This window comes from Pseudomonas helvetica, assembly GCF_039908645.1.
In the GTDB taxonomy this organism is placed as follows: domain Bacteria; phylum Pseudomonadota; class Gammaproteobacteria; order Pseudomonadales; family Pseudomonadaceae; genus Aquipseudomonas; species Aquipseudomonas helvetica.
Map to the genome: position 1 here is coordinate 1,205,176 of NZ_CP150917.1, position 18,058 is coordinate 1,223,233.

The 18,058-nt window shown below is 59.3% G+C and carries 12 protein-coding genes and 2 pseudogenes; 8 read left to right on the top strand and 6 right to left on the bottom strand.

Going from position 1 to position 18,058, the window contains the following annotated elements; translation table 11 throughout:
• Positions 1–37: 37 nt before the first annotated feature.
• The 3 genes from AABM55_RS05445 (at position 38) to der (ending at position 3,432) form a co-directional block, all read left to right on the top strand.
• Positions 38–679 carry a tetratricopeptide repeat protein gene (locus AABM55_RS05445; protein ID WP_103319250.1) on the top strand — a complete coding sequence of 214 codons (642 nt, stop codon included), beginning with the start codon at positions 38–40 and terminating at the stop codon, positions 677–679.
• Positions 672–1,823, top strand: a complete 1,152-nt coding sequence (bamB, locus tag AABM55_RS05450; protein WP_347929014.1) for an outer membrane protein assembly factor BamB — start codon at positions 672–674, stop codon at positions 1,821–1,823. Before AABM55_RS05445 ends, bamB begins: the two co-directional genes overlap by 8 nt.
• A gap of 139 nt (positions 1,824–1,962) precedes the next feature.
• On the top strand, positions 1,963–3,432 hold the full coding sequence (der, locus tag AABM55_RS05455) for a ribosome biogenesis GTPase Der (protein ID WP_054595810.1): 1,470 nt from the start codon (positions 1,963–1,965) through the stop codon (positions 3,430–3,432).
• A 2,149-nt stretch (positions 3,433–5,581) separates the two neighbouring features.
• Here der and AABM55_RS05460 read toward each other — a convergent pair.
• The 3 genes and pseudogenes from AABM55_RS05460 to AABM55_RS05470 form a co-directional block, all read right to left on the bottom strand.
• Positions 5,582–6,454 (bottom strand): annotated as a pseudogene (locus AABM55_RS05460) (IS3 family transposase); the annotation flags it as partial.
• 6 nt (positions 6,455–6,460) lie between these two features.
• The gene (locus AABM55_RS05465) at positions 6,461–7,621 is read right to left on the bottom strand and encodes an IS30 family transposase (RefSeq protein ID WP_347927255.1); all 1,161 of its coding nucleotides are present in this window, start codon (positions 7,619–7,621) and stop codon (positions 6,461–6,463) included.
• 64 nt (positions 7,622–7,685) lie between these two features.
• Positions 7,686–7,952: pseudogene (locus AABM55_RS05470) on the bottom strand (transposase); the annotation flags it as partial.
• 499 nt (positions 7,953–8,451) lie between these two features.
• On the opposite strand from AABM55_RS05470, the gene AABM55_RS05475 reads away from it, so the two are divergent.
• Positions 8,452–9,600, top strand: coding sequence for a pyridoxal phosphate-dependent aminotransferase (locus AABM55_RS05475; RefSeq protein WP_347929015.1), 1,149 nt, complete (start codon positions 8,452–8,454; stop codon positions 9,598–9,600).
• Complete coding sequence (locus AABM55_RS05480) at positions 9,588–10,379, top strand: amidohydrolase (RefSeq protein WP_347929016.1); 792 nt, start codon at positions 9,588–9,590, stop codon at positions 10,377–10,379. Before AABM55_RS05475 ends, AABM55_RS05480 begins: the two co-directional genes overlap by 13 nt.
• A 91-nt stretch (positions 10,380–10,470) precedes the next feature.
• On the opposite strand, the gene leuA is transcribed toward AABM55_RS05480, so the two are convergent.
• The 3 genes from leuA to xseA form a co-directional block, all read right to left on the bottom strand.
• Positions 10,471–12,150: a 2-isopropylmalate synthase gene (gene leuA, locus AABM55_RS05485; protein ID WP_123582290.1), complete on the bottom strand. Its 1,680-nt coding sequence runs from the start codon at positions 12,148–12,150 to the stop codon at positions 10,471–10,473.
• Positions 12,151–12,573: 423 nt separating this feature from the next.
• Entirely contained in the window at positions 12,574–13,395 is an 822-nt protein-coding gene (locus AABM55_RS05490) for a peptidoglycan DD-metalloendopeptidase family protein (RefSeq protein ID WP_347929017.1), read from the bottom strand.
• A gap of 3 nt (positions 13,396–13,398) precedes the next feature.
• Complete coding sequence (gene xseA / locus AABM55_RS05495; protein ID WP_054595815.1) at positions 13,399–14,778, bottom strand: exodeoxyribonuclease VII large subunit; 1,380 nt, start codon at positions 14,776–14,778, stop codon at positions 13,399–13,401.
• 190 nt (positions 14,779–14,968) lie between these two features.
• Between xseA and AABM55_RS05500 the strand changes: the two genes are divergently transcribed.
• From AABM55_RS05500 to guaB, 3 genes are all read left to right on the top strand, one after another.
• On the top strand, positions 14,969–15,694 hold the full coding sequence (locus AABM55_RS05500; protein WP_347929994.1) for a sulfite exporter TauE/SafE family protein: 726 nt from the start codon (positions 14,969–14,971) through the stop codon (positions 15,692–15,694).
• A 185-nt stretch (positions 15,695–15,879) separates the two neighbouring features.
• Positions 15,880–16,428, top strand: coding sequence for a hypothetical protein (locus AABM55_RS05505; RefSeq protein WP_019693449.1), 549 nt, complete (start codon positions 15,880–15,882; stop codon positions 16,426–16,428).
• 160 nt (positions 16,429–16,588) lie between these two features.
• Positions 16,589–18,058 carry an IMP dehydrogenase gene (guaB, locus tag AABM55_RS05510; protein WP_054595816.1) on the top strand — a complete coding sequence of 490 codons (1,470 nt, stop codon included), beginning with the start codon at positions 16,589–16,591 and terminating at the stop codon, positions 18,056–18,058.

Sequence of the window (18,058 nt, forward strand, 5' to 3'; positions counted from 1 at the left end):
TGTCAAACAGCCGATTTAGCGATTAAGGAGTATTGGGGTGTCGAGTACCGAAGACGAACATCTGGCGGAATTCAAAGACTGGTGGCAGCGTAACGGCAAACCTCTCGTAACCGGCGGCCTGTTGGCGCTGGTCATCGTGTTCGGCTGGCAGGCGTTCCACAAGTATCAGAGCAATCAGTCGCAAGGCGCCTCGATGCTTTACCAGCAACTGCTGGAAACCACGCTGACCCCGGACGGCAAGCCTGACGCGGCCCGTGTAGCGGACCTCGCCAACAAGCTCAACAGCGAGTTCGGCGGCACGGCTTACGCCCAATACGGCAGCCTGTTCGTGGCGAAAGTCGCGGTCGACAGCGGCAAGCTGGATGACGCTGTAAGCCAGCTCAAGGCTGTGGCTGACAAACCTGCCAACCCGGCGCTGGGCGAAGTGGCGCGTCAGCGTCTGGCTCAGGTTCTGGCCGCACAGAACAAGGCTGACGAAGCACTGAAATTGCTCGAAGGTGATGCCGATCAGGCATTCCTGGCCACTCGCGAAGAACTCAAGGGTGACCTGCTGGTCCAGTTGGGGCGTACCGATGAAGCCCATGCTGCTTACCAAAAAGCCAAGGCTGCGCTGTCGGATGAAGCGGCGGTCGGTGGCTTACAAATCAAGCTGGACGACCTGGCCAAAGGGGATGCGTGACGTGATCCGTTGGAAACATGCAGCATTGCTGGCTCTGGCCATTCTGGCCGCGGGTTGCAGCAGCAACAGCAAAAAAGAATTGCCGCCGGCCGAGCTGGTCAAATTCAAGGAAGAAGTGGTCCTGCAAAAGCAGTGGAGCCGTTCGGTCGGTAACGGCCAGGGCGAGACCTACAACATGCTGGTGCCGGCCATCGATGGCAACACCATCTATGCTGCCGACGTCAAAGGCGTGGTGATGGCGCTGGACCGCATGAGCGGCGACGTCAAATGGAAGAAAGATCTTGAGTTGCCTGTGTCCGGCGCCGTTGGCGTGGGTTACGGTCTGGTCATGATCGGCACGCTCAAGGGCGAAGTGGTTGCCCTGGATGCAAGCTCCGGCGAAGAGAAATGGCGCGCTCGCGTGACCAGTGAAGTGCTCGCGCCGCCTGCCAACAACGGTGACGTGGTGGTGGTGCAAACCCAGGACGATCGTCTGATCGGCCTGGATGCTTCCACCGGTAACCAGCGCTGGTTGTATGACAGCACGCCTGCGGTCCTGACTCTGCGCGGCACCAGTGCGCCGATCGTGACCAACCGCCTGGCGATTGCCGGCCTGTCGACCGGTAAAGTCGTGGCGCTGGATATCTCCAACGGCGTGCCGGTCTGGGAGCAGCGCATTGCGATTCCACAGGGTCGCTCGGAGCTGGAGCGCGTAGTCGATATCGACGGTGGCTTGCTGCTGTCCGGCGACAAGATCTATGTCGCCAGCTATCAGGGGCGCGTAGCGGCCCTGGACCTGCAAAGCGGTCGTCAGCTCTGGCAGCGTGATGCTTCCAGCTATGCCGGTGTCGCCCAAGGTTTCGGCAGCGTCTACATCAGCCTGTCTTCGGGCACTGTTGAAGGCGTCGACGAGCGTTCGACCACCTCTTTGTGGAGCAACGACTCGCTGGTCCGCCGTCAACTGTCGGCACCGGAAGTGTTCTCCAGCTACGTTGCAGTCGGTGACCTGGAAGGTTACCTGCACCTGTTGAGTCAGGTGGACGGTCGTTTCGTCGGCCGTGAACGCATCGACAGCGACGGCCTGCGTGCCCGTCCGCTGGTGGTGGGTGACATGATTTACGTGTATGGCAACAGCGGCAAACTGGAAGCCCTGACCATCAAGTAATGGTTTGACTATGCTTGGGGTTAGTTCCCCAAGCGGCCTTGTTCTGCAAGGCTCGCAGCACATCAAGTGCTGCCCCGAGCACCAGCCGCTGCCTCGCAGCGGCTTTTGTATTTTCTGAAATAACGAAGTGGAGAGCCGCATGGTTCCCGTAATCGCCCTGGTGGGCCGACCGAACGTCGGCAAGTCCACCTTGTTCAACCGCCTGACCAGGACTCGTGACGCCATCGTCGGCGACTTGTCCGGTCTGACCCGTGATCGCCAATACGGTGAGGCCAAGTGGCAAGGGCGTTCCTACATTTTGGTCGACACCGGTGGTATCTCCGGTGACGAACACGGTATGGACGAAAAAATGGCCGAGCAGTCGCTGCTGGCCATTGAAGAAGCGGATGTCGTTCTGTTCCTGGTAGATGCCAAGGCCGGTTTTACCGCGGCCGACCAGATGATCGCCGAGCACCTGCGCAAGCGTAACAAGCGTTCTTACGTGGTTGCCAACAAGGTCGACAACATCGACCCTGAAATGGCCCGCGCCGAGTTCGCCCCGCTGGGCATGGGCCACGCGATCCCGATCGCCGGTGCCCATGGTCGTGGCATCACCCAGATGCTGGAAATCGCCCTGAGCGATTTCCCTAAAGACAGCGAAGAGCCGGAAGACGGCGAAGAAGAGATCGTTGCCGAAGGCGAGGAAGCCAAGCGCATTCCGGGCCCGAGCGAAAAAGACGGTATCAAGATCGCTATCATTGGCCGCCCGAACGTCGGCAAGTCGACCCTGGTCAACCGCATGCTCGGTGAAGACCGGGTGATCGTGTATGACCAGCCAGGCACCACCCGCGACAGCATCTACATCCCGTTCGAGCGTAACGACGAGAAGTACACGCTGATCGACACCGCGGGTGTGCGCAAGCGCGGCAAGATCCACGAAGAAGTCGAAAAATTCTCCGTGGTCAAAACCCTGCAAGCGATCAAAGACGCCAACGTGGTGATCTTCGTGATGGACGCCCGCGAAGGCGTGGTAGACCACGACCTCAACTTGCTGGGCTTTGCCCTGGAAGCGGGTCGTGCGTTGGTGATCGCGATCAACAAGTGGGACGGCATGACGCCGAGCGAGCGCGACTTCGTGAAGGTCGAGCTGCAACGTCGGCTGTTCTTCGTCGACTTCGCCGACATCCACTTCATCTCGGCCCTGCACGGTACTGGCGTGGGCAACCTCTACGCGTCGGTGCAGAACTCGTTCAAGTCCGCGGTTACCCGCTGGCCGACCAACCGCCTGACCCAGATTCTCGAAGATGCGGTTGGTGAGCACGCGCCGCCGATGGTCAACAACCGTCGGATCAAGCTGCGTTATGCCCACTTGGGTGGTGCGAACCCGCCGATCATCGTGATCCACGGTAACCAGGTCGAGAAGGTTCCAAAGTCTTACGTCCGTTACCTGGAAAACACCTACCGTCGTGTCTTGAAGCTGGTCGGTACGCCGATCCGCATCGAGTTCAAAGGTGGCGAGAACCCGTACGAAGGCAACAAGAACACGCTTACAGACCGCCAGGTCAACAAGAAGCGCCGCTTGATGACGCACCACAAGAAAGCCGACAAGAAGCGCCGCGACAAGCGCTGACTCGAAAGCTGGCTCGTCCCGTCGGGATGGGCTTTTGTGGCGAGCGGGCTTGCCCGCGTTGGGTCGCGAAGCGGCCCTGAAATCTACAGCCGAGGTGGTTCAGGTAGAACCCGGCGGCTTATTTTGCGACTGCTTCGCAGCCGAGCGCGGGCAAGCCCGCTCGCCACAGGTGAGCAGTCTTAGTATTAGAAGAAGGGCGCCCATGGCGCCCTTTTTCGTGCCTGGCGTTTGAGCATTCCGCATCGAGTTCAAAGGTGGCGAGAACCCGTACGAAGGCAACAAGAACACGCTTACAGACCGCCAGGTCAACAAGAAGCGCCGCTTGATGACGCACCACAAGAAAGCCGACAAGAAGCGCCGCGACAGCGCTGATTCGAAAGCTGGCTCGTCCCGTCGGGATGGGCTTTTGTGGCGAGGGAGCTTGCTCCCGCTCGACTGCAAAGCAGTCGCAAAATCAGCGGATGCGTTCTATCTGAATACCCTCGGTTCCAGGTTTTGGGGTCGCTTCGCGGCCCAGCGGGAGCAAGCTCCCTCGCCACAGGTTAGATGGCGGCTGTATTAGAAGAAGGGCGCCCATGGCGCCCTTTTTCGTGTCTGGTGTTTGAGCATTCCGCATCGAGTTCAAAGGCGGCGAGAACCCGTACGAAGGCAACAAGAACACGCTTACAGACCGCCAGGTCAACAAGAAGCGCCGCTTGATGACGCACCACAAGAAAGCCGACAAGAAGCGCCGCGACAAGCGCTGATTCGAAAGCTGGCTCGTCCCGTCGGGATGGGCTTTTGTGGCGAGGGAGCTTGCTCCCGCTCGACTGCAAAGCAGTCGCAAAATCAGCGGATGCGTTCTATCTGAATACCCTCGGTTCCAGGTTTTGGGGTCGCTTCGCGGCCCAGCGGGAGCAAGCTCCCTCGCCACAGGTGATGTGGTCGCTGTATTAGAAGAAGGGCGCCCATGGCGCCCTTTTCGTGTCTGGTGTTTGAGCATTCCGCATCGAGTTCAAAGGCGGAGAGAACCCGTACGAAGGCAACAAGAACACGCTTACAGACCGCCAGGTCAACAAGAAGCGCCGCCTGATGACGCACCACAAGAAAGCCGACAAGAAGCGCCGCGACAAGCGCTGATTGGTGCGCCGGCTCGTCCCGTCGGGATGGGCTTTTGTGGCGAGGGAGCTTGCTCCCGCTCGGCTGCAAAACAGTCGCAAAATCAGCGGATGCGTTCTATCTGAATAACCTCGGTTCCAGGTTTTGGGGTCGCTTCGCGGCCCAGCGGGAGCAAGCTCCCTCGCCACAGGTGATGTGGTCGCTGTATTAGAAGAAGGGCGCCCATGGCGCCCTTTTTCGTGTCTGGCGTTTGAGCATTCTGCATCGAGTTCAAAGGTGGCGAGAACCCGTACGAAGGCAACAAGAACACGCTTACAGACCGCCAGGTCAACAAGAAGCGCCGCCTGATGACGCACCACAAGAAAACCGACAAGAAGCGCCGCGACAAGCGCTGATTCGAAAGCTGGCTCGTCCCGTCGGGATGGGCTTTTGTGGCGAGGGAGCTTGCTCCCGCTCGACTGCAAAGCAGTCGCAAAATCAGCGGATGCGTTCTATCTGAATACCCTCGGTTTCAGGTTTTGGGGTCGCTTCGCGGCCCAGCGGGAGCAAGCTCCCTCGCCACAGGTTAGGTGGCGGCTGTATTAGAAGAAGGGCGCCCATGGCGCCCTTTTTCGTGTCTGGTGTTTGAGCATTCCGCATCGAGTTCAAAGGCGGCGAGAACCCGTACGAAGGCAACAAGAACACGCTTACAGACCGCCAGGTCAACAAGAAGCGCCGCTTGATGACGCACCACAAGAAAGCCGACAAGAAGCGCCGCGACAGCGCTGATTCGAAAGCTGGCTCGTCCCGTCGGGATGGGCTTTTGTGGCGAGGGAGCTTGCTCCCGCTCGACTGCAAAGCAGTCGCAAAATCAGCGGATGCGTTCTATCTGAATACCCTCGGTTCCAGGTTTTGGGGTCGCTTCGCGGCCCAGCGGGAGCAAGCTCCCTCGCCACAGGTTAGATGGCGGCTGTATTAGAAGAAGGGCGCCCATGGCGCCCTTTTTCGTGTCTGGTGTTTGAGTGTAGTGGTCAACTAATTCCGGACACCTCGATAGGTGGTTTAGACGCCATTGCCGTTCGTAAACGGTCGGTGGCAGATATCCCAGTTTCGAGTGCAGCCGCTCGTTGTTGTAAAACCCAACGATGTATTCAGTGATGTCACGTATCGCTTCGGCGTGATTGGCGTAATCGCGCCGCCATACCCGCTCCATTTTCAAACTCAGGAAGAAGCGCTCCATCACTGAGTTGTCCCAGCAGTTACCTTTACGGCTCATGCTTTGCTGCATGTTATTTCTTGTCAGCAGCGCCCTGTAGCTCGCGCTGGCGTACTGGCTACCGCGATCCGAATGAGCGATCAGACCAGGTGGCGGTTGACGCTGAGCAACTGCCAGTTGCATTGCACTACACACCAGCTCAGCCGGCATGTTCGGGGCCATGGACCAACCCACGATCTTGCGTGAGAACAAGTCCAGTACCACGGCCAGATACAGCCAGCCGCTACGGGTCCGGATATAGGTAATGTCCGCTACCCAGGCCTTGTTCACCGCTTCGGGTTCGAATTGGCGATTCAACACATTTTCAGCAATCGGCAGATCATGGTTGCTATCGGTCGTGTGCACAAACTTGCGCTTCCAGGCCGAACGCAGACCGTGGGCACGCATCAAACGACGAATTTTATAAACGCCTATTTCCATGCCCTTGGCGCGTAACGCTTTACGCAACGGGCGACTGCCATAACAGCCGCCACTCGCGGCAAACGATGCCTTGAGTTGCAGAGCCATGGGACAAACTGATGCTGGCGCTTCAGCACGCTTGTTGGCTTCGTAGAAGCCGGATCGACTGATACCCAGCAGCCGACAGACATGCGCCACCGAATAAGCCTTCTGTTGCAGCTGCCGAACCAAGCGATACGTTACTTCAGCTCGCGGGCAAAGAAGGCGGTGGTGCGCTCAACCGGTCGGCGCAACAAGACGTTGCAACCTATCAGCCGGTGTTTCGAAATCCAAGGTTTTGCGTGGTCGTTGATTCATCTGTAATGCAACGGCATTGAGATCGGATTGAGAATACCCACTCAAATCGGTGCCGTTGCGAAAGTACTGGCGCAATAAACCGTTGGTGTTTTCATTCGTACCACGCTGCCAAGGACTGCGCGGATCGCAAAAAAACACGTTGATGTTTGTGTCCAGCGTAAATCGTTTGTGCTGGGCAAGCTCTGTGCCTCGATCCCAAGTTAAGGAGCGCCAGAGCTGTTCTGGAAGTTGTTGGACCTCGCGTATCAGGCCATCCACAACACTCTTGGTATCTTTCCCCTCTACCCGGACAAGAACCAAAAATCGAGTGGTGCGCTCTACCAGCGTGGCAATGTGGCTGTTTTTAGAGCCGGTTATCAGGTCTCCTTCCCAGTGCCCTGGTATGGCCCTGTCAGCCACCTCAGCAGGGCGTTCGGATATCGAAACGGCATCAATGATATGACCTCTGGGTTGCCCCTTGCTCGTAGCAGTTTTTGCGCGGCGCATCATGCGTCTGGAGCGAAGTACGGCAACCAATTCCTTCTTCAAGACACCTCGTGCTTGAATAAACAGGCTTCGATAGAGCGTTTCATGGGAAATCTGCATGGCGGGAGCGTCGGGATATTCGCGTTTGAGCCAACCCGAGATCTGCTCGGGTGACCAGTAGAGCTTCAGCTTACTCGATACCACTTCGCACAGTTCAGGGGACTGATTCAATCGATACGGTTTGGGGCGAAGTCCGCGTGTCCAGGCTTGCGCATCTGCGTCCGTTGCGCGGTAAAGACCTCGTCCTTGGTTTCTCGATACTTCACGACTGACCGTTGAGGGCGAGCGGTTTAATTGGGCTGCGATGTGGCGAATGGAATGACCGATCGCCATTCCCCTGGAGATTTCTTCGCGCTCGCCCAGCGTTAAAGCAAGCCGAGAGCGGTGCCTGATTCGCGGGGAAATTCCCCCATTGCGAGCCAGTAATGTATGGACAGTGCCTGCTGGTTTTTGAATGGCCAGCGCTATTTTGCTGAGGGTTTCGCCCCTGCGCCACAACCGCCAAAGCTCTGATTTTTGTTCAGCAGAAAACCCATGTGTACCACTGCGTGCCATTTCTTACCATGCCCCAATCAACGAGCGGAAAGTGTACGTTGCGTTGACCGGTTGAGCGCGCCGTAGCTTTTTTTAATACATCGTTATCCATCTTGAGCTGGCGGTTTTCCTGCTCTAACTGTCGGATACGTTGTTGCTCAGCAGTCAAGGGTTTGCCGATTCCGGTCTCTCCCAACTGTTCAGCCTCGTACTGCTGTACCCAGCGCCGGACGGCAGTCTCACCAATATTCAGGTCGCGGCAGACCTGCGGAACGGCCAGTCCCTGGTCCTTGATCATCTTTACGACTTGCAGCTTGAAGCTGTCGTCGAATGTTCTGCGTTTGCCAGTCATGAAAAACTCCTCGATAGATGCATTCTCCACCTATCGAGGTGTCCGGGGAAATTAGACCACTACAGAGCATTCCGCATCGAGTTCAAAGGTGGCGAGAACCCGTACGAAGGCAACAAGAACACGCTTACAGACCGCCAGGTCAACAAGAAGCGCCGCTTGATGACGCACCACAAGAAAGCCGACAAGAAGCGCCGCGACAAGCGCTGATTGGTGCGCCGGCTCGTCCCGTCGGGATGGGCTTTTGTGGCGAGGGAGCTTGCTCCCGCTCGGCTGCAAAGCAGTCGCAAAATCAGCGGATGCGTTCTATCTGAATACCCTCGGTTCCAGGTTTTGGGGTCGCTTCGCGGCCCAGCGGGAGCAAGCTCCCTCGCCACAGGTTAGGTGGCGGCTGTATTAGAAGAAGGGCGCCCATGGCGCTCTTTTTCGTGTCTGGCGTTTGAGCTATCCTCGGGCTCTCCCGCGCCGCCGTTAGCGTCGGGTGTTCAGTAGGGAATCACCGATGATCACCAGCAAGCTGCCGAATATCGGCATCACTATTTTCACCCAAATGTCTCAGCTCGCGGCACAGACCGGCGCGATCAACCTGTCCCAGGGGTTCCCCGATTTCGATGCTCCGCAAGCCTTGTGCGATGCGGTCGGCCGGCACATCGCCAATGGCCATAACCAGTACTCACCGATGACCGGCCTGCCGGCGCTGCGCCAGCAAGTGGCGGCGAAGATCGCCCGCAGCTATGGCGTGAGCGTCAATGCCGACACCGAGGTGACCATCACCCCCGGCGCGACCCAGGCGATCTTCTGCGCCATTGCGGCGGTTATCCACAGCGGTGACGAAGTGATCGTCTTCGATCCGGCCTACGACAGTTATGAGCCTTCGGTGGCGCTGGCCGGCGGTCGTTGCGTACATGTGCCATTGGCCGGAAAGGACTTCGCCATCGACTTCCAGAAGCTCGGCGAAGCACTGAGCCCGCGCACGCGAATGATCATCCTCAACTCGCCGCATAACCCGAGTGGTGCGCTGATCTCGCGTGCCGAGCTGGATCAGTTGGCGGCCTTGATCCGCGACCGCGATATCTACCTGATCAGCGACGAAGTATATGAACACCTGGTGTTTGACGGTGTAGCGCATGCCAGCGTTTTGGCCCACGAAGAGCTGTACCAGCGCGCCTTCGTGGTCAGTTCTTTTGGCAAGACTTATCACGTCACTGGCTGGAAGACCGGCTACGTGATCGCGCCACCGGCGCTCACGGAAGAACTGCGCAAGGTGCATCAATACGTCAGTTTCTGCGGTGTGACCCCGTTGCAGTACGCGCTGGCCGACTTCATGGCCGAGCACCCGGAGCATGTCGAAGAGTTGCCGGGTTTCTATCAGGCCAAGCGTGATCTGTTCTGTGATTTGCTGGCACCTTCGCGGTTCAGCTTTACCAAGGCCACCGGGACCTATTTCCAGTTGGTCGACTATTCGCAGATCCGCCCGGACCTGAACGATGTCGAGATGGCCAAGTGGATGACGCGCGAGCATGGCGTGGCGGCGATCCCGATTTCGGTGTTCTACCAGAACCCGCTGCCGGAACAGCGTCTGGTGCGCCTGTGTTTTGCCAAGCGTGAGGAGACGCTGCGTCAGGCAGCGGAGAAACTATGCGCGATCTGACCGTCTTGCCCAATCTGAACGTTGCGTTGATCCAGACCACATTGGCCTGGCATGACCGCAAGGCCAACCTCGAGCATTTCGAACAGTTGCTGGAGCAGGCGCGGGGCGCCGATCTGATCGTGCTGCCGGAGATGTTCACCACCGGCTTCTCCATGGAGTCGCCCACCCTCGCTGAAGCGGAAAACGGCCCGACCAGTAAATGGTTGCGAGCGCAGGCCGCCAAACTTGACGCGGTGATTACCGGCAGCGTGATTGTCCAGGCGGCCGATGGCAGCTATCGCAATCGACTGTTGTGGGCGCAGCCGGACGGTGAGGTGTTGCATTACGACAAGCGTCACCTGTTTCGCATGGCCGGCGAGCACAAACATTACACCGCCGGTGAGCATCAGGTGCAGTTCGAGCTCAAGGGTTGGCGGGTGCGTCCGTTGATTTGCTACGACCTGCGTTTCCCGGTGTGGAGCCGCGATGCGCAAGACACTGACCTGCTGCTGTACACCGCGAACTGGCCAGGTGCACGGCGTCAGCACTGGAACCGTTTGCTGCCGGCGCGGGCCATCGAGAACCTCTGCTATGTCGCGGCGGTGAACCGGATTGGCACTGACGGTAAAGGCTTTGCTTATACCGGTGATAGCCAGGTGCTGGACTTCCAGGGCGAGACACTGCTCGCTGCCGGTGAGGCCGACGGGGTATTTCAGGTCGTGCTGAGCGCTGCGGAGTTGGCGGCGTATCGCACACGGTTCCCGGCGAATCTGGATGCCGATACCTTCGAGCTGACCTGAGATCTTCGCTGCCTGACAGGCAACGAAAACCTGAAGATAAAAAAGGCCCCGAGGTTTTCACCTCGGGGCCTTTTGTGTTTCAGCGGACGGGTTACGCTGCTTTCGCTTCCGGCTGGCTCAGGGAGCGGTTCAGCGCGCTGAACAGGGCCTTGAAGCTGGCGGTGGTGATGTTTTCATCGATGCCGACGCCATGCACTGCACGCTCGCCGTTCACGCGCAGTTCAATGTAGGCCGCAGCCTTGGCATTGGTGCCTGCGCCGATCGCGTGTTCGTTGTAGTCCATGATCTCCACCGGGATCGGCAGACCGGCCACCAGTGCTTCCAGGGCGCCGTTGCCCTTGCCGCGCCAGTGCAGGTTGGTTTCGCCCTGGCCTTTGCTGGAGACTTCAACTTCGACGGCGCTATGACCGTTCTCTTCCTGCAGGCGATGGCTGACCAGCGCGTACGGCGTGTTGGCCTGCAAGTACTCGCTGTGCAGCAGCGCGTGGATCTGCTGGGCTGTCATCTCGAGGCCCAGGCGATCGGTCTCGCGTTGTACCACCTGGCTGAACTCGATCTGCATGCGGCGCGGCAAGTTGATGCCGTATTCCTGTTCCAGCAGGTAAGCGATACCGCCCTTGCCGGACTGACTGTTGACGCGAATCACCGCCTCGTAGCTGCGACCGATGTCGGCCGGGTCGATCGGCAAGTACGGCACTTCCCACAGTGCATCCGGTTTCTGCTGGGCGAAGCCCTTGCGGATGGCGTCCTGGTGCGAGCCGGAGAACGCGGTGTGAACCAGGTCGCCGACGTACGGGTGACGCGGGTGCACCGGAATCTGGTTGCACTCTTCAACGACTTTGCGCACGCCGTCGATGTCGGAGAAATCCAGCTCAGGGTCAACGCCCTGGGTGTAGAGGTTCAAGGCCACGGTGACGAGGTCGACGTTACCGGTACGCTCGCCGTTGCCGAACAGGCAGCCTTCGACACGGTCGGCGCCCGCCATCAGGCCCAGCTCGGTGGCCGCAACGCCAGTGCCACGGTCGTTGTGGGTGTGCAGGCTGATGATCACGCTGTCACGACGGTTGATGTGACGGCCGAACCATTCGATCTGGTCAGCGTAGATGTTCGGTGTAGCGCATTCGACGGTGGCCGGCAGGTTGAGGATGACCTTGTGCGCAGGTGTCGGGTTCCAGACCTCGATCACCGCGTCGCAGACTTCCTTGGCGAACTCCAGCTCAGTGGCGCTGAAGGTCTCTGGCGAGTATTCGAAGGTCCACTCGGTGTCCGGCTGCTGGGCGGCATATTTGACGAACAGCTTGGCGGCGTTCACGGCGATGGCCTTGATCCCGTCCTTGTCCTGATTGAAGACAATCCGGCGGAAGGAAGGGCAGGTCGCGTTGTAGAGGTGAACGATGGCTTTTTTCGCGCCACGAAGGGATTCGAAAGTCCGCTCGATCAGGTCTTCACGGCCCTGGGTCAGCACCTGAATGGTGGTGTCGTCCGGGATGTGGCCGCCTTCGATCAGGGTCCGCACGAAGTCGAAGTCGGTTTGCGAAGCGGCCGGGAAGGAGGCTTCGATTTCTTTCACGCCGACGGCGACCAGGGTTTTCCAGAAGCGCAGCTTTTTCACCGCGTCCATTGGCTCGATCAGCGACTGGTTACCATCGCGCAAGTCGGAGCTGCACCAGATCGGCGCGGCAGTGATGGTCTTCGACGGCCAGGTGCGATCCGGAATGTCGATAGTCGGGAAGGCGCGGTATTTCGAAGACGGGTCTTTGAGCATGCTCATCGGAAAATCCTTATTGTGTGGGCCGAAAAAAGGCGGCCTGCCGGTGGATCAAAAAAACGTTGGATAAAACGTGGGACGAGGCACCGCGATTCAGCCCGGCAGTCGTGCGCTGACGAGGCACAGGCTGCGGTGCTGGCGGAGCTGAATGAGGGTGTGAGAAGTTTTCATGTCTTCAACCCTAACCGCGAGGGTGAAAGATGGCAAGCAGTCGAAAAACTTTGAGAGGAATACTCGAAAAATATGTTTTTGCGAGATTTTATTCTGGAAAGAACAATATTGTTTGATAGGTATTGCGCGGACCGTTCGTCGTGCGCAATACCTGTGGGAGCAAGGCTTGCCCGCGATGAACGATAACGCGGTGTATCTGTGACACCGCATCGCGGCATTCGCGGGCAAGCCTTGCTCCTGCGAGATTACGCTGACTTATGGCTGGAATGCGCCGATGAAAATCGCCGGGTCCACGCGGGCATCGTTCAGGCTGACGTTCCAGTGCATGTGCGGTCCGGTCGCACGACCGGTGGAGCCGACTTTGCCGACCACGCCTCCGCGCGCCAGTTGCTGGCCGACTTTCACGTCGATTTTCGACATGTGGCAGAACATGCTGATAAAGCCCTGGCCGTGGTCGACGAATACCGTGTTGCCGTTAAAGAAGTAGTTGCCGATCAGGATCACCTTGCCGGCCGCCGGGGTCTTGATCGGCGTACCCGCCGGCACCGCGAAGTCCAGGCCCGCGTGGGGATTGCGCTCTTCGCCGTTGAAGAACCGGCGCACACCGAACTTGCTCGACAGCGGACCATTGACCGGCTTGTCCAGCAGCAGATTGCTCGGCGTTACCGGGCTGAAACTGCGATAAGCACGAATCTGTTCGTCCAGCTCAAAGTCGATGCGTTTCAGGTCGTCCGGGTTCGGATTGACCTGACGCTGGTTCTTCAACGTGATGTGCTGTTCCGGGTACTTCTTGTTGCCGACCACGAAGTTCAGGTTACGGCCACCACTACTGAGCTGCTGGTTGCCGGGTTTGACGGTCAGCGGCACGCCGACAACCGCCAGCCAGTTGTTCTGTTCCTTGACCACCAGCACCGGTTTGCCTTGATAGCTGGCCTTGGGCGCCTGCGCCGAAGTGCCCAGGTCGACCACCGCCACACCGCCGGGTACCGGTTTGTTCAGCAGGCGCGTGATGTAGCTGTCGGCGTGGGCGTTGAAGGTCAGGCAAAGCAACAACAGCGGTGCAAGAAAACGCGGCATGGATCAATCCAGTAAAGAAAGGGTGACGGGCGTCAGGTGGTTGTCTTCGACCCGGACCTGCAATTGGCCTTCGCCGAGTATGGCTTTCAGGCGTTGGCCGTTTTGGGTCTGCGCGGCGCTGCGGATCGCGTTGCCGCGTTCATCGAGCAAAATGCTGTAACCACGGCCCAGTGTCGCCAGCGGGCTGACCACATGCAGGGTTTGCATTTGGGTTTGCAGTTGCAGGCGACGAGCCTTGAGACCCTCGCGCATCGAGCGCGGCAGGCGCTCGGCGAGGCTGTCGAGGCGCTGGCGCAGCAGCGCCAGTTGGCGTCCCGGATGTTGCCCGGCGAGGCGGGTTTCGAGACGAATCAGTCGCTCGCGACGGGTATTGAGGCTGCGCTCGAAAGCCCGGCGCAGGCGCATGTCCAGGTCGTCCAGGCGTTGCGCTTGCTGACGCAGGCGTTCGCCGGGATGGCGCAAGCGGCGCGAGATGCCTTCCAGGCGCAGGCGATCACGCATCAAGCGGTCGCGGATGCGCATCACCAAACGCCGATGCAGGCTTTCGACCCGGCGCACCAGGTCGCTGGAATCCGGCGCCAGCAGTTCGGCTGCGGCGGAAGGCGTCGGTGCACGAACGTCGGCCACGAAGTCGCTGATCGACACATCGGTTTCATGGCCGACGGCGCTGACAATCGGGGTGACGCAGGCATCTATCGCGCGGGCCACGGCCTCTTCGTTGAAACACCAGAGATCTTCCAGCGAGCCACCGCCACGCGCGAGAATCAGCGCATCGAAACCGCGGGCGTCAGCCAGTTTCAGTGCGCGGACAATCTGCGCGGTGGCTTCGCGGCCTTGCACGGCGGTGGGGATCAGGGTCAGCACCACTTGCGGCGCACGGCGGCGGAATACGCTGATGATGTCGCGAATCACCGCGCCGGTCGGCGAGCTGATGATGCCAATGCGTTGCGGGTGTGCCGGCAGCGGCACTTTGCGTTCGGCACTGAACAGGCCTTCGGCGCTGAGTTTTTCTTTCAGCGCATCGAACGCCAGGCGCAGCGCACCGTCACCGGCAGGCTCCACGGTGTCGAGAATCAGCTGATAGTCGCCACGGCCCTCAAACAGCGAAACCTTGCCCCGGACCTTGACCGCCAGGCCATCCTTCAGCGCCTGGCGAACCCGCGCAGCGTTCTGCCGAAACAGCGCGCAACGCACTTGGGCGCCACTGTCCTTTAGGGTGAAATAGATGTGGCCGGACGCCGGGCGGGCGAGGTTGGAGATTTCGCCTTCGACCCAGATGTTGCTGAACACGTCTTCAAGCAGCACCCGTGCGCGGCCGTTGAGCTGGCTGACCGTCAGGACTTCTCGGTCCAGGCCGAGTCTTGCAAAGGGATCTTTAATCATGGGGCGCAGTTTAAAGGCATTCGACGATCAATCTCCATGGCCGATTACCTTCTGGCTGAAGTGAACGCTGTGCGATCCTTTGTGGCAGCGAGCCTGCTCGCTCCCACCGGGGGGCGCAGGCTAAAACCATCACAGTGATAAAAAGGAAGTTGCGTTGCTGGAATTACTGAATCAATGGGCCTTCGGCGCCATGGACTGGCTGGTGATCGGGCTGGGCATCAGCCTGGCGTACATCGTCTTCGGCGTCGCCGGTTTCGGTACGGCGCTGGTGGCCGGGCCGATCCTGATTCTGTTCATGCCATTGTCGAAGATCGTGCCGCTGCTGGTGCTGCTGGATTTTATCGCGGCATTCGGCAATCTGCTGCCGTCGCGGCGCGATGTCGCCAGGCCCGAGTTGTTGCGCTTGCTGCCGTGCATGGCGGTGGGGTGCACGTTGGGAGTGATCTTCCTGCTGAACCTCAAATCGAACCTGTTGCTGCTATTGATGGGGTTGTTTATCAGCGCGTATGCGATTTACAGCTTGTGGGGGATAGCCCGCCCGACACAATTGGCTGCCGCGTGGGCGATCCCGATGGGCACGGTGGGCGGAATGTTCGGGGCGTTGTTTGGCAGTGGCGGCTTTTTATATGCAATTTATCTGAACAGCCGCCTGCCCAAGGATGAGGCCCGCGCCACGCAAAGTGCGTTGATCAGTTGCAGTACGGTGGTGCGCTTGAGCCTGTTCGCGATCGCCGGGGTCTATGCCGAGCTACCCTTGTTGGTACTGGCGGTATGTTTGTTGCCGGCAATGGCGCTGGGGCTGTGGACCGGTCGACGGTTGACCATGAAGTTGTCCCGCGAGGCCTTTGTGCGGCTGGTGACCTGGCTGGTGCTGGCCAGTGGCATTGCCTTGATCGGTCGCTATATCAGTACTTGACCGGATTTCGTCAGGGATTAAGCTGCCGCGCCTCATATCGCTATCGCGGGCAAGCCTTGCTCCTACAGATTGATGTCAGGCCACAATAATGTGATCGACACATAACCTGTAGGAGCAAGGCTTGCCCGCGATGACGCCAGGCCGGTTACTGCCGATCTCTCATTGAACGCTTCAGGGCTGCACCCATGAACTCGCAAAGCATTATCGTCCCGAAAATCTCCACACTACCGGTGCACGAACCTCGGGCGCGGGCGATTGTGCGGTGGCTGGTGCGCAAGAACATCATTGAAGAACAACTCACTACGTGCGGTCGTACCGGCAATCGCATGGCCCACGCCATCGCACCGGGTGCGCGGGCGGTGGTGTTGCATCCCGAAGCGCTGCCGTTTGGCGAGCCGATCAATGGGCTGGAAATCATCACCAAGCGCTGCATCTATACACCGGCCAAGGGCTTTCTCGAAGAAGCCGGTTGTGCTGAATGCCGCAAGGAGATTGGCGAAGCGCTGTTCGAAAGCCTGGAAGACTGGATGCCGGGGCGCACCGACAACTTCATCTGCCCGGAATGCGGGCATGAAGACGACATCAACGGTTTTCTGTTCCTGCAGGAATGCGGCTTCTCGAATCTGGGTTTTATCTTCAATAACTGGGCCGAGGCCGGATTCAAGCAGAGCTTCATCGACGAGTTCGCCGAATGGCTGGACCTGCCGGTGAGTTGGGTCAAGGTGGAACTGTAAGGCGCCGCCGTCCCTGTAGCAGTCGCCTGCGGCAACTGCTACAGGGACCGCGTCAGGCCAAAATAAGCCCATCCGATAATAGGCTGAGTTTTACATTGAGCCGGCGGGGGTGTCTGAGTATAATGGCGCGCTTCCATTTTCCCGCTCGGGAGCCCCCGCGATGCTGCGTATCAGCCAAGAAGCTCTGACCTTCGACGACATTCTTTTAGTGCCCGGTTATTCCGAGGTGCTTCCTAACGAAGTCAGTCTCAAAACCCGCCTTACCCGTGGCATCGAGCTGAATATTCCACTGGTTTCCGCTGCCATGGACACCGTCACTGAAGCCCGTCTGGCAATTGCCATGGCTCAGGAAGGTGGCATCGGCATCATCCACAAGAACATGACCATCGAGCAGCAAGCTGCCGAAGTGCGCAAGGTCAAGCGGTACGAGGCCGGCGTGGTCAAGGACCCGATCACCATCGAGGCTGACGCCACGGTTCGTGAGCTGTTCGAACTGACCCGCATGCACAACATCTCCGGTGTTCCGGTACTGCACGATGGCGACCTGGTCGGCATCGTCACTTCCCGTGACGTGCGCTTCGAGAACCGTCTGGACGCCACTGTCCGTGAAGTGATGACGCCTAAAGAGCGTCTGGTCACGGTTAAGGAAGGCGCCAACAAGAACGACGTTCGCGAGTTGTTGCACAAACACCGTATCGAGCGCGTGCTGATCGTCGACGATAAATTTGCCCTCAAAGGCATGATGACCGTCAACGACATCGAAAAAGCCAAGGCCTACCCACTGGCCAGCAAGGACGACCAGGGTCGTTTGCGCGTGGGCGCTGCGGTCGGTACCGGTAAAGACACCGGCGATCGCGTCGCGGCACTGGTGTCTGCCGGCGTTGACGTGGTGGTGGTCGACACTGCCCACGGTCACTCCAAAGGCGTGATCGACCGTGTTCGCTGGGTCAAGCAGAATTTCCCTGAAGTCCAGGTGATCGGCGGCAACATCGCCACCGGCGCTGCTGCCAAGGCGCTGGCCGAAGCGGGCGCGGACGCGGTCAAGGTCGGCATCGGCCCTGGCTCGATCTGCACCACCCGTATCGTTGCCGGTGTCGGCGTGCCGCAAATCAGCGCCATCGCCAACGTCGCCGCAGCCCTTGAAGGCACTGGCGTTCCGTTGATCGCCGACGGCGGTATCCGTTTCTCCGGTGACCTGTCCAAGGCCATCGTTGCCGGTGCTTCCTGCGTGATGATGGGCTCGATGTTCGCCGGTACTGAAGAAGCGCCAGGCGAGATCGAACTGTTCCAGGGCCGTTCGTACAAGGCTTACCGTGGCATGGGTTCGCTGGGCGCCATGTCCCAGGCTCAAGGCTCTTCGGATCGTTACTTCCAGGACTCCTCGGCAGGCGCCGAGAAACTGGTTCCGGAAGGCATCGAAGGGCGTGTTCCGTACAAGGGCACCCTGAGCGCCATCATCCATCAACTGATGGGCGGCCTGCGTTCCTCGATGGGTTACACCGGTAGCGCCGACATCGAAGAGATGCGCACCAAGCCAGAGTTCGTGCGGATCACCGGCGCTGGCATGGCCGAGTCGCACGTCCACGACGTACAGATCACCAAAGAAGCGCCAAACTACCGCGTAGGTTGA

What these genes read in the sequence shown, in the direction of transcription:
- bamB (WP_347929014.1), top strand. Translation starts at nt 672, where the DNA reads ATGCGTGACGTGATCCGTTGGAAACATGCAGCATTGCTGGCTCTGGCC.
- der (WP_054595810.1), top strand. Translation starts at nt 1,963, where the DNA reads ATGGTTCCCGTAATCGCCCTGGTGGGCCGACCGAACGTCGGCAAGTCC.
- AABM55_RS05465 (WP_347927255.1), bottom strand. Translation starts at nt 7,621, where the DNA reads ATGGCACGCAGTGGTACACATGGGTTTTCTGCTGAACAAAAATCAGAG.
- AABM55_RS05475 (WP_347929015.1), top strand. Translation starts at nt 8,452, where the DNA reads ATGATCACCAGCAAGCTGCCGAATATCGGCATCACTATTTTCACCCAA.
- AABM55_RS05480 (WP_347929016.1), top strand. Translation starts at nt 9,588, where the DNA reads ATGCGCGATCTGACCGTCTTGCCCAATCTGAACGTTGCGTTGATCCAG.
- leuA (WP_123582290.1), bottom strand. Translation starts at nt 12,150, where the DNA reads ATGAGCATGCTCAAAGACCCGTCTTCGAAATACCGCGCCTTCCCGACT.
- AABM55_RS05490 (WP_347929017.1), bottom strand. Translation starts at nt 13,395, where the DNA reads ATGCCGCGTTTTCTTGCACCGCTGTTGTTGCTTTGCCTGACCTTCAAC.
- xseA (WP_054595815.1), bottom strand. Translation starts at nt 14,778, where the DNA reads ATGATTAAAGATCCCTTTGCAAGACTCGGCCTGGACCGAGAAGTCCTG.
- AABM55_RS05500 (WP_347929994.1), top strand. Translation starts at nt 14,969, where the DNA reads ATGGACTGGCTGGTGATCGGGCTGGGCATCAGCCTGGCGTACATCGTC.
- AABM55_RS05505 (WP_019693449.1), top strand. Translation starts at nt 15,880, where the DNA reads ATGAACTCGCAAAGCATTATCGTCCCGAAAATCTCCACACTACCGGTG.
- guaB (WP_054595816.1), top strand. Translation starts at nt 16,589, where the DNA reads ATGCTGCGTATCAGCCAAGAAGCTCTGACCTTCGACGACATTCTTTTA.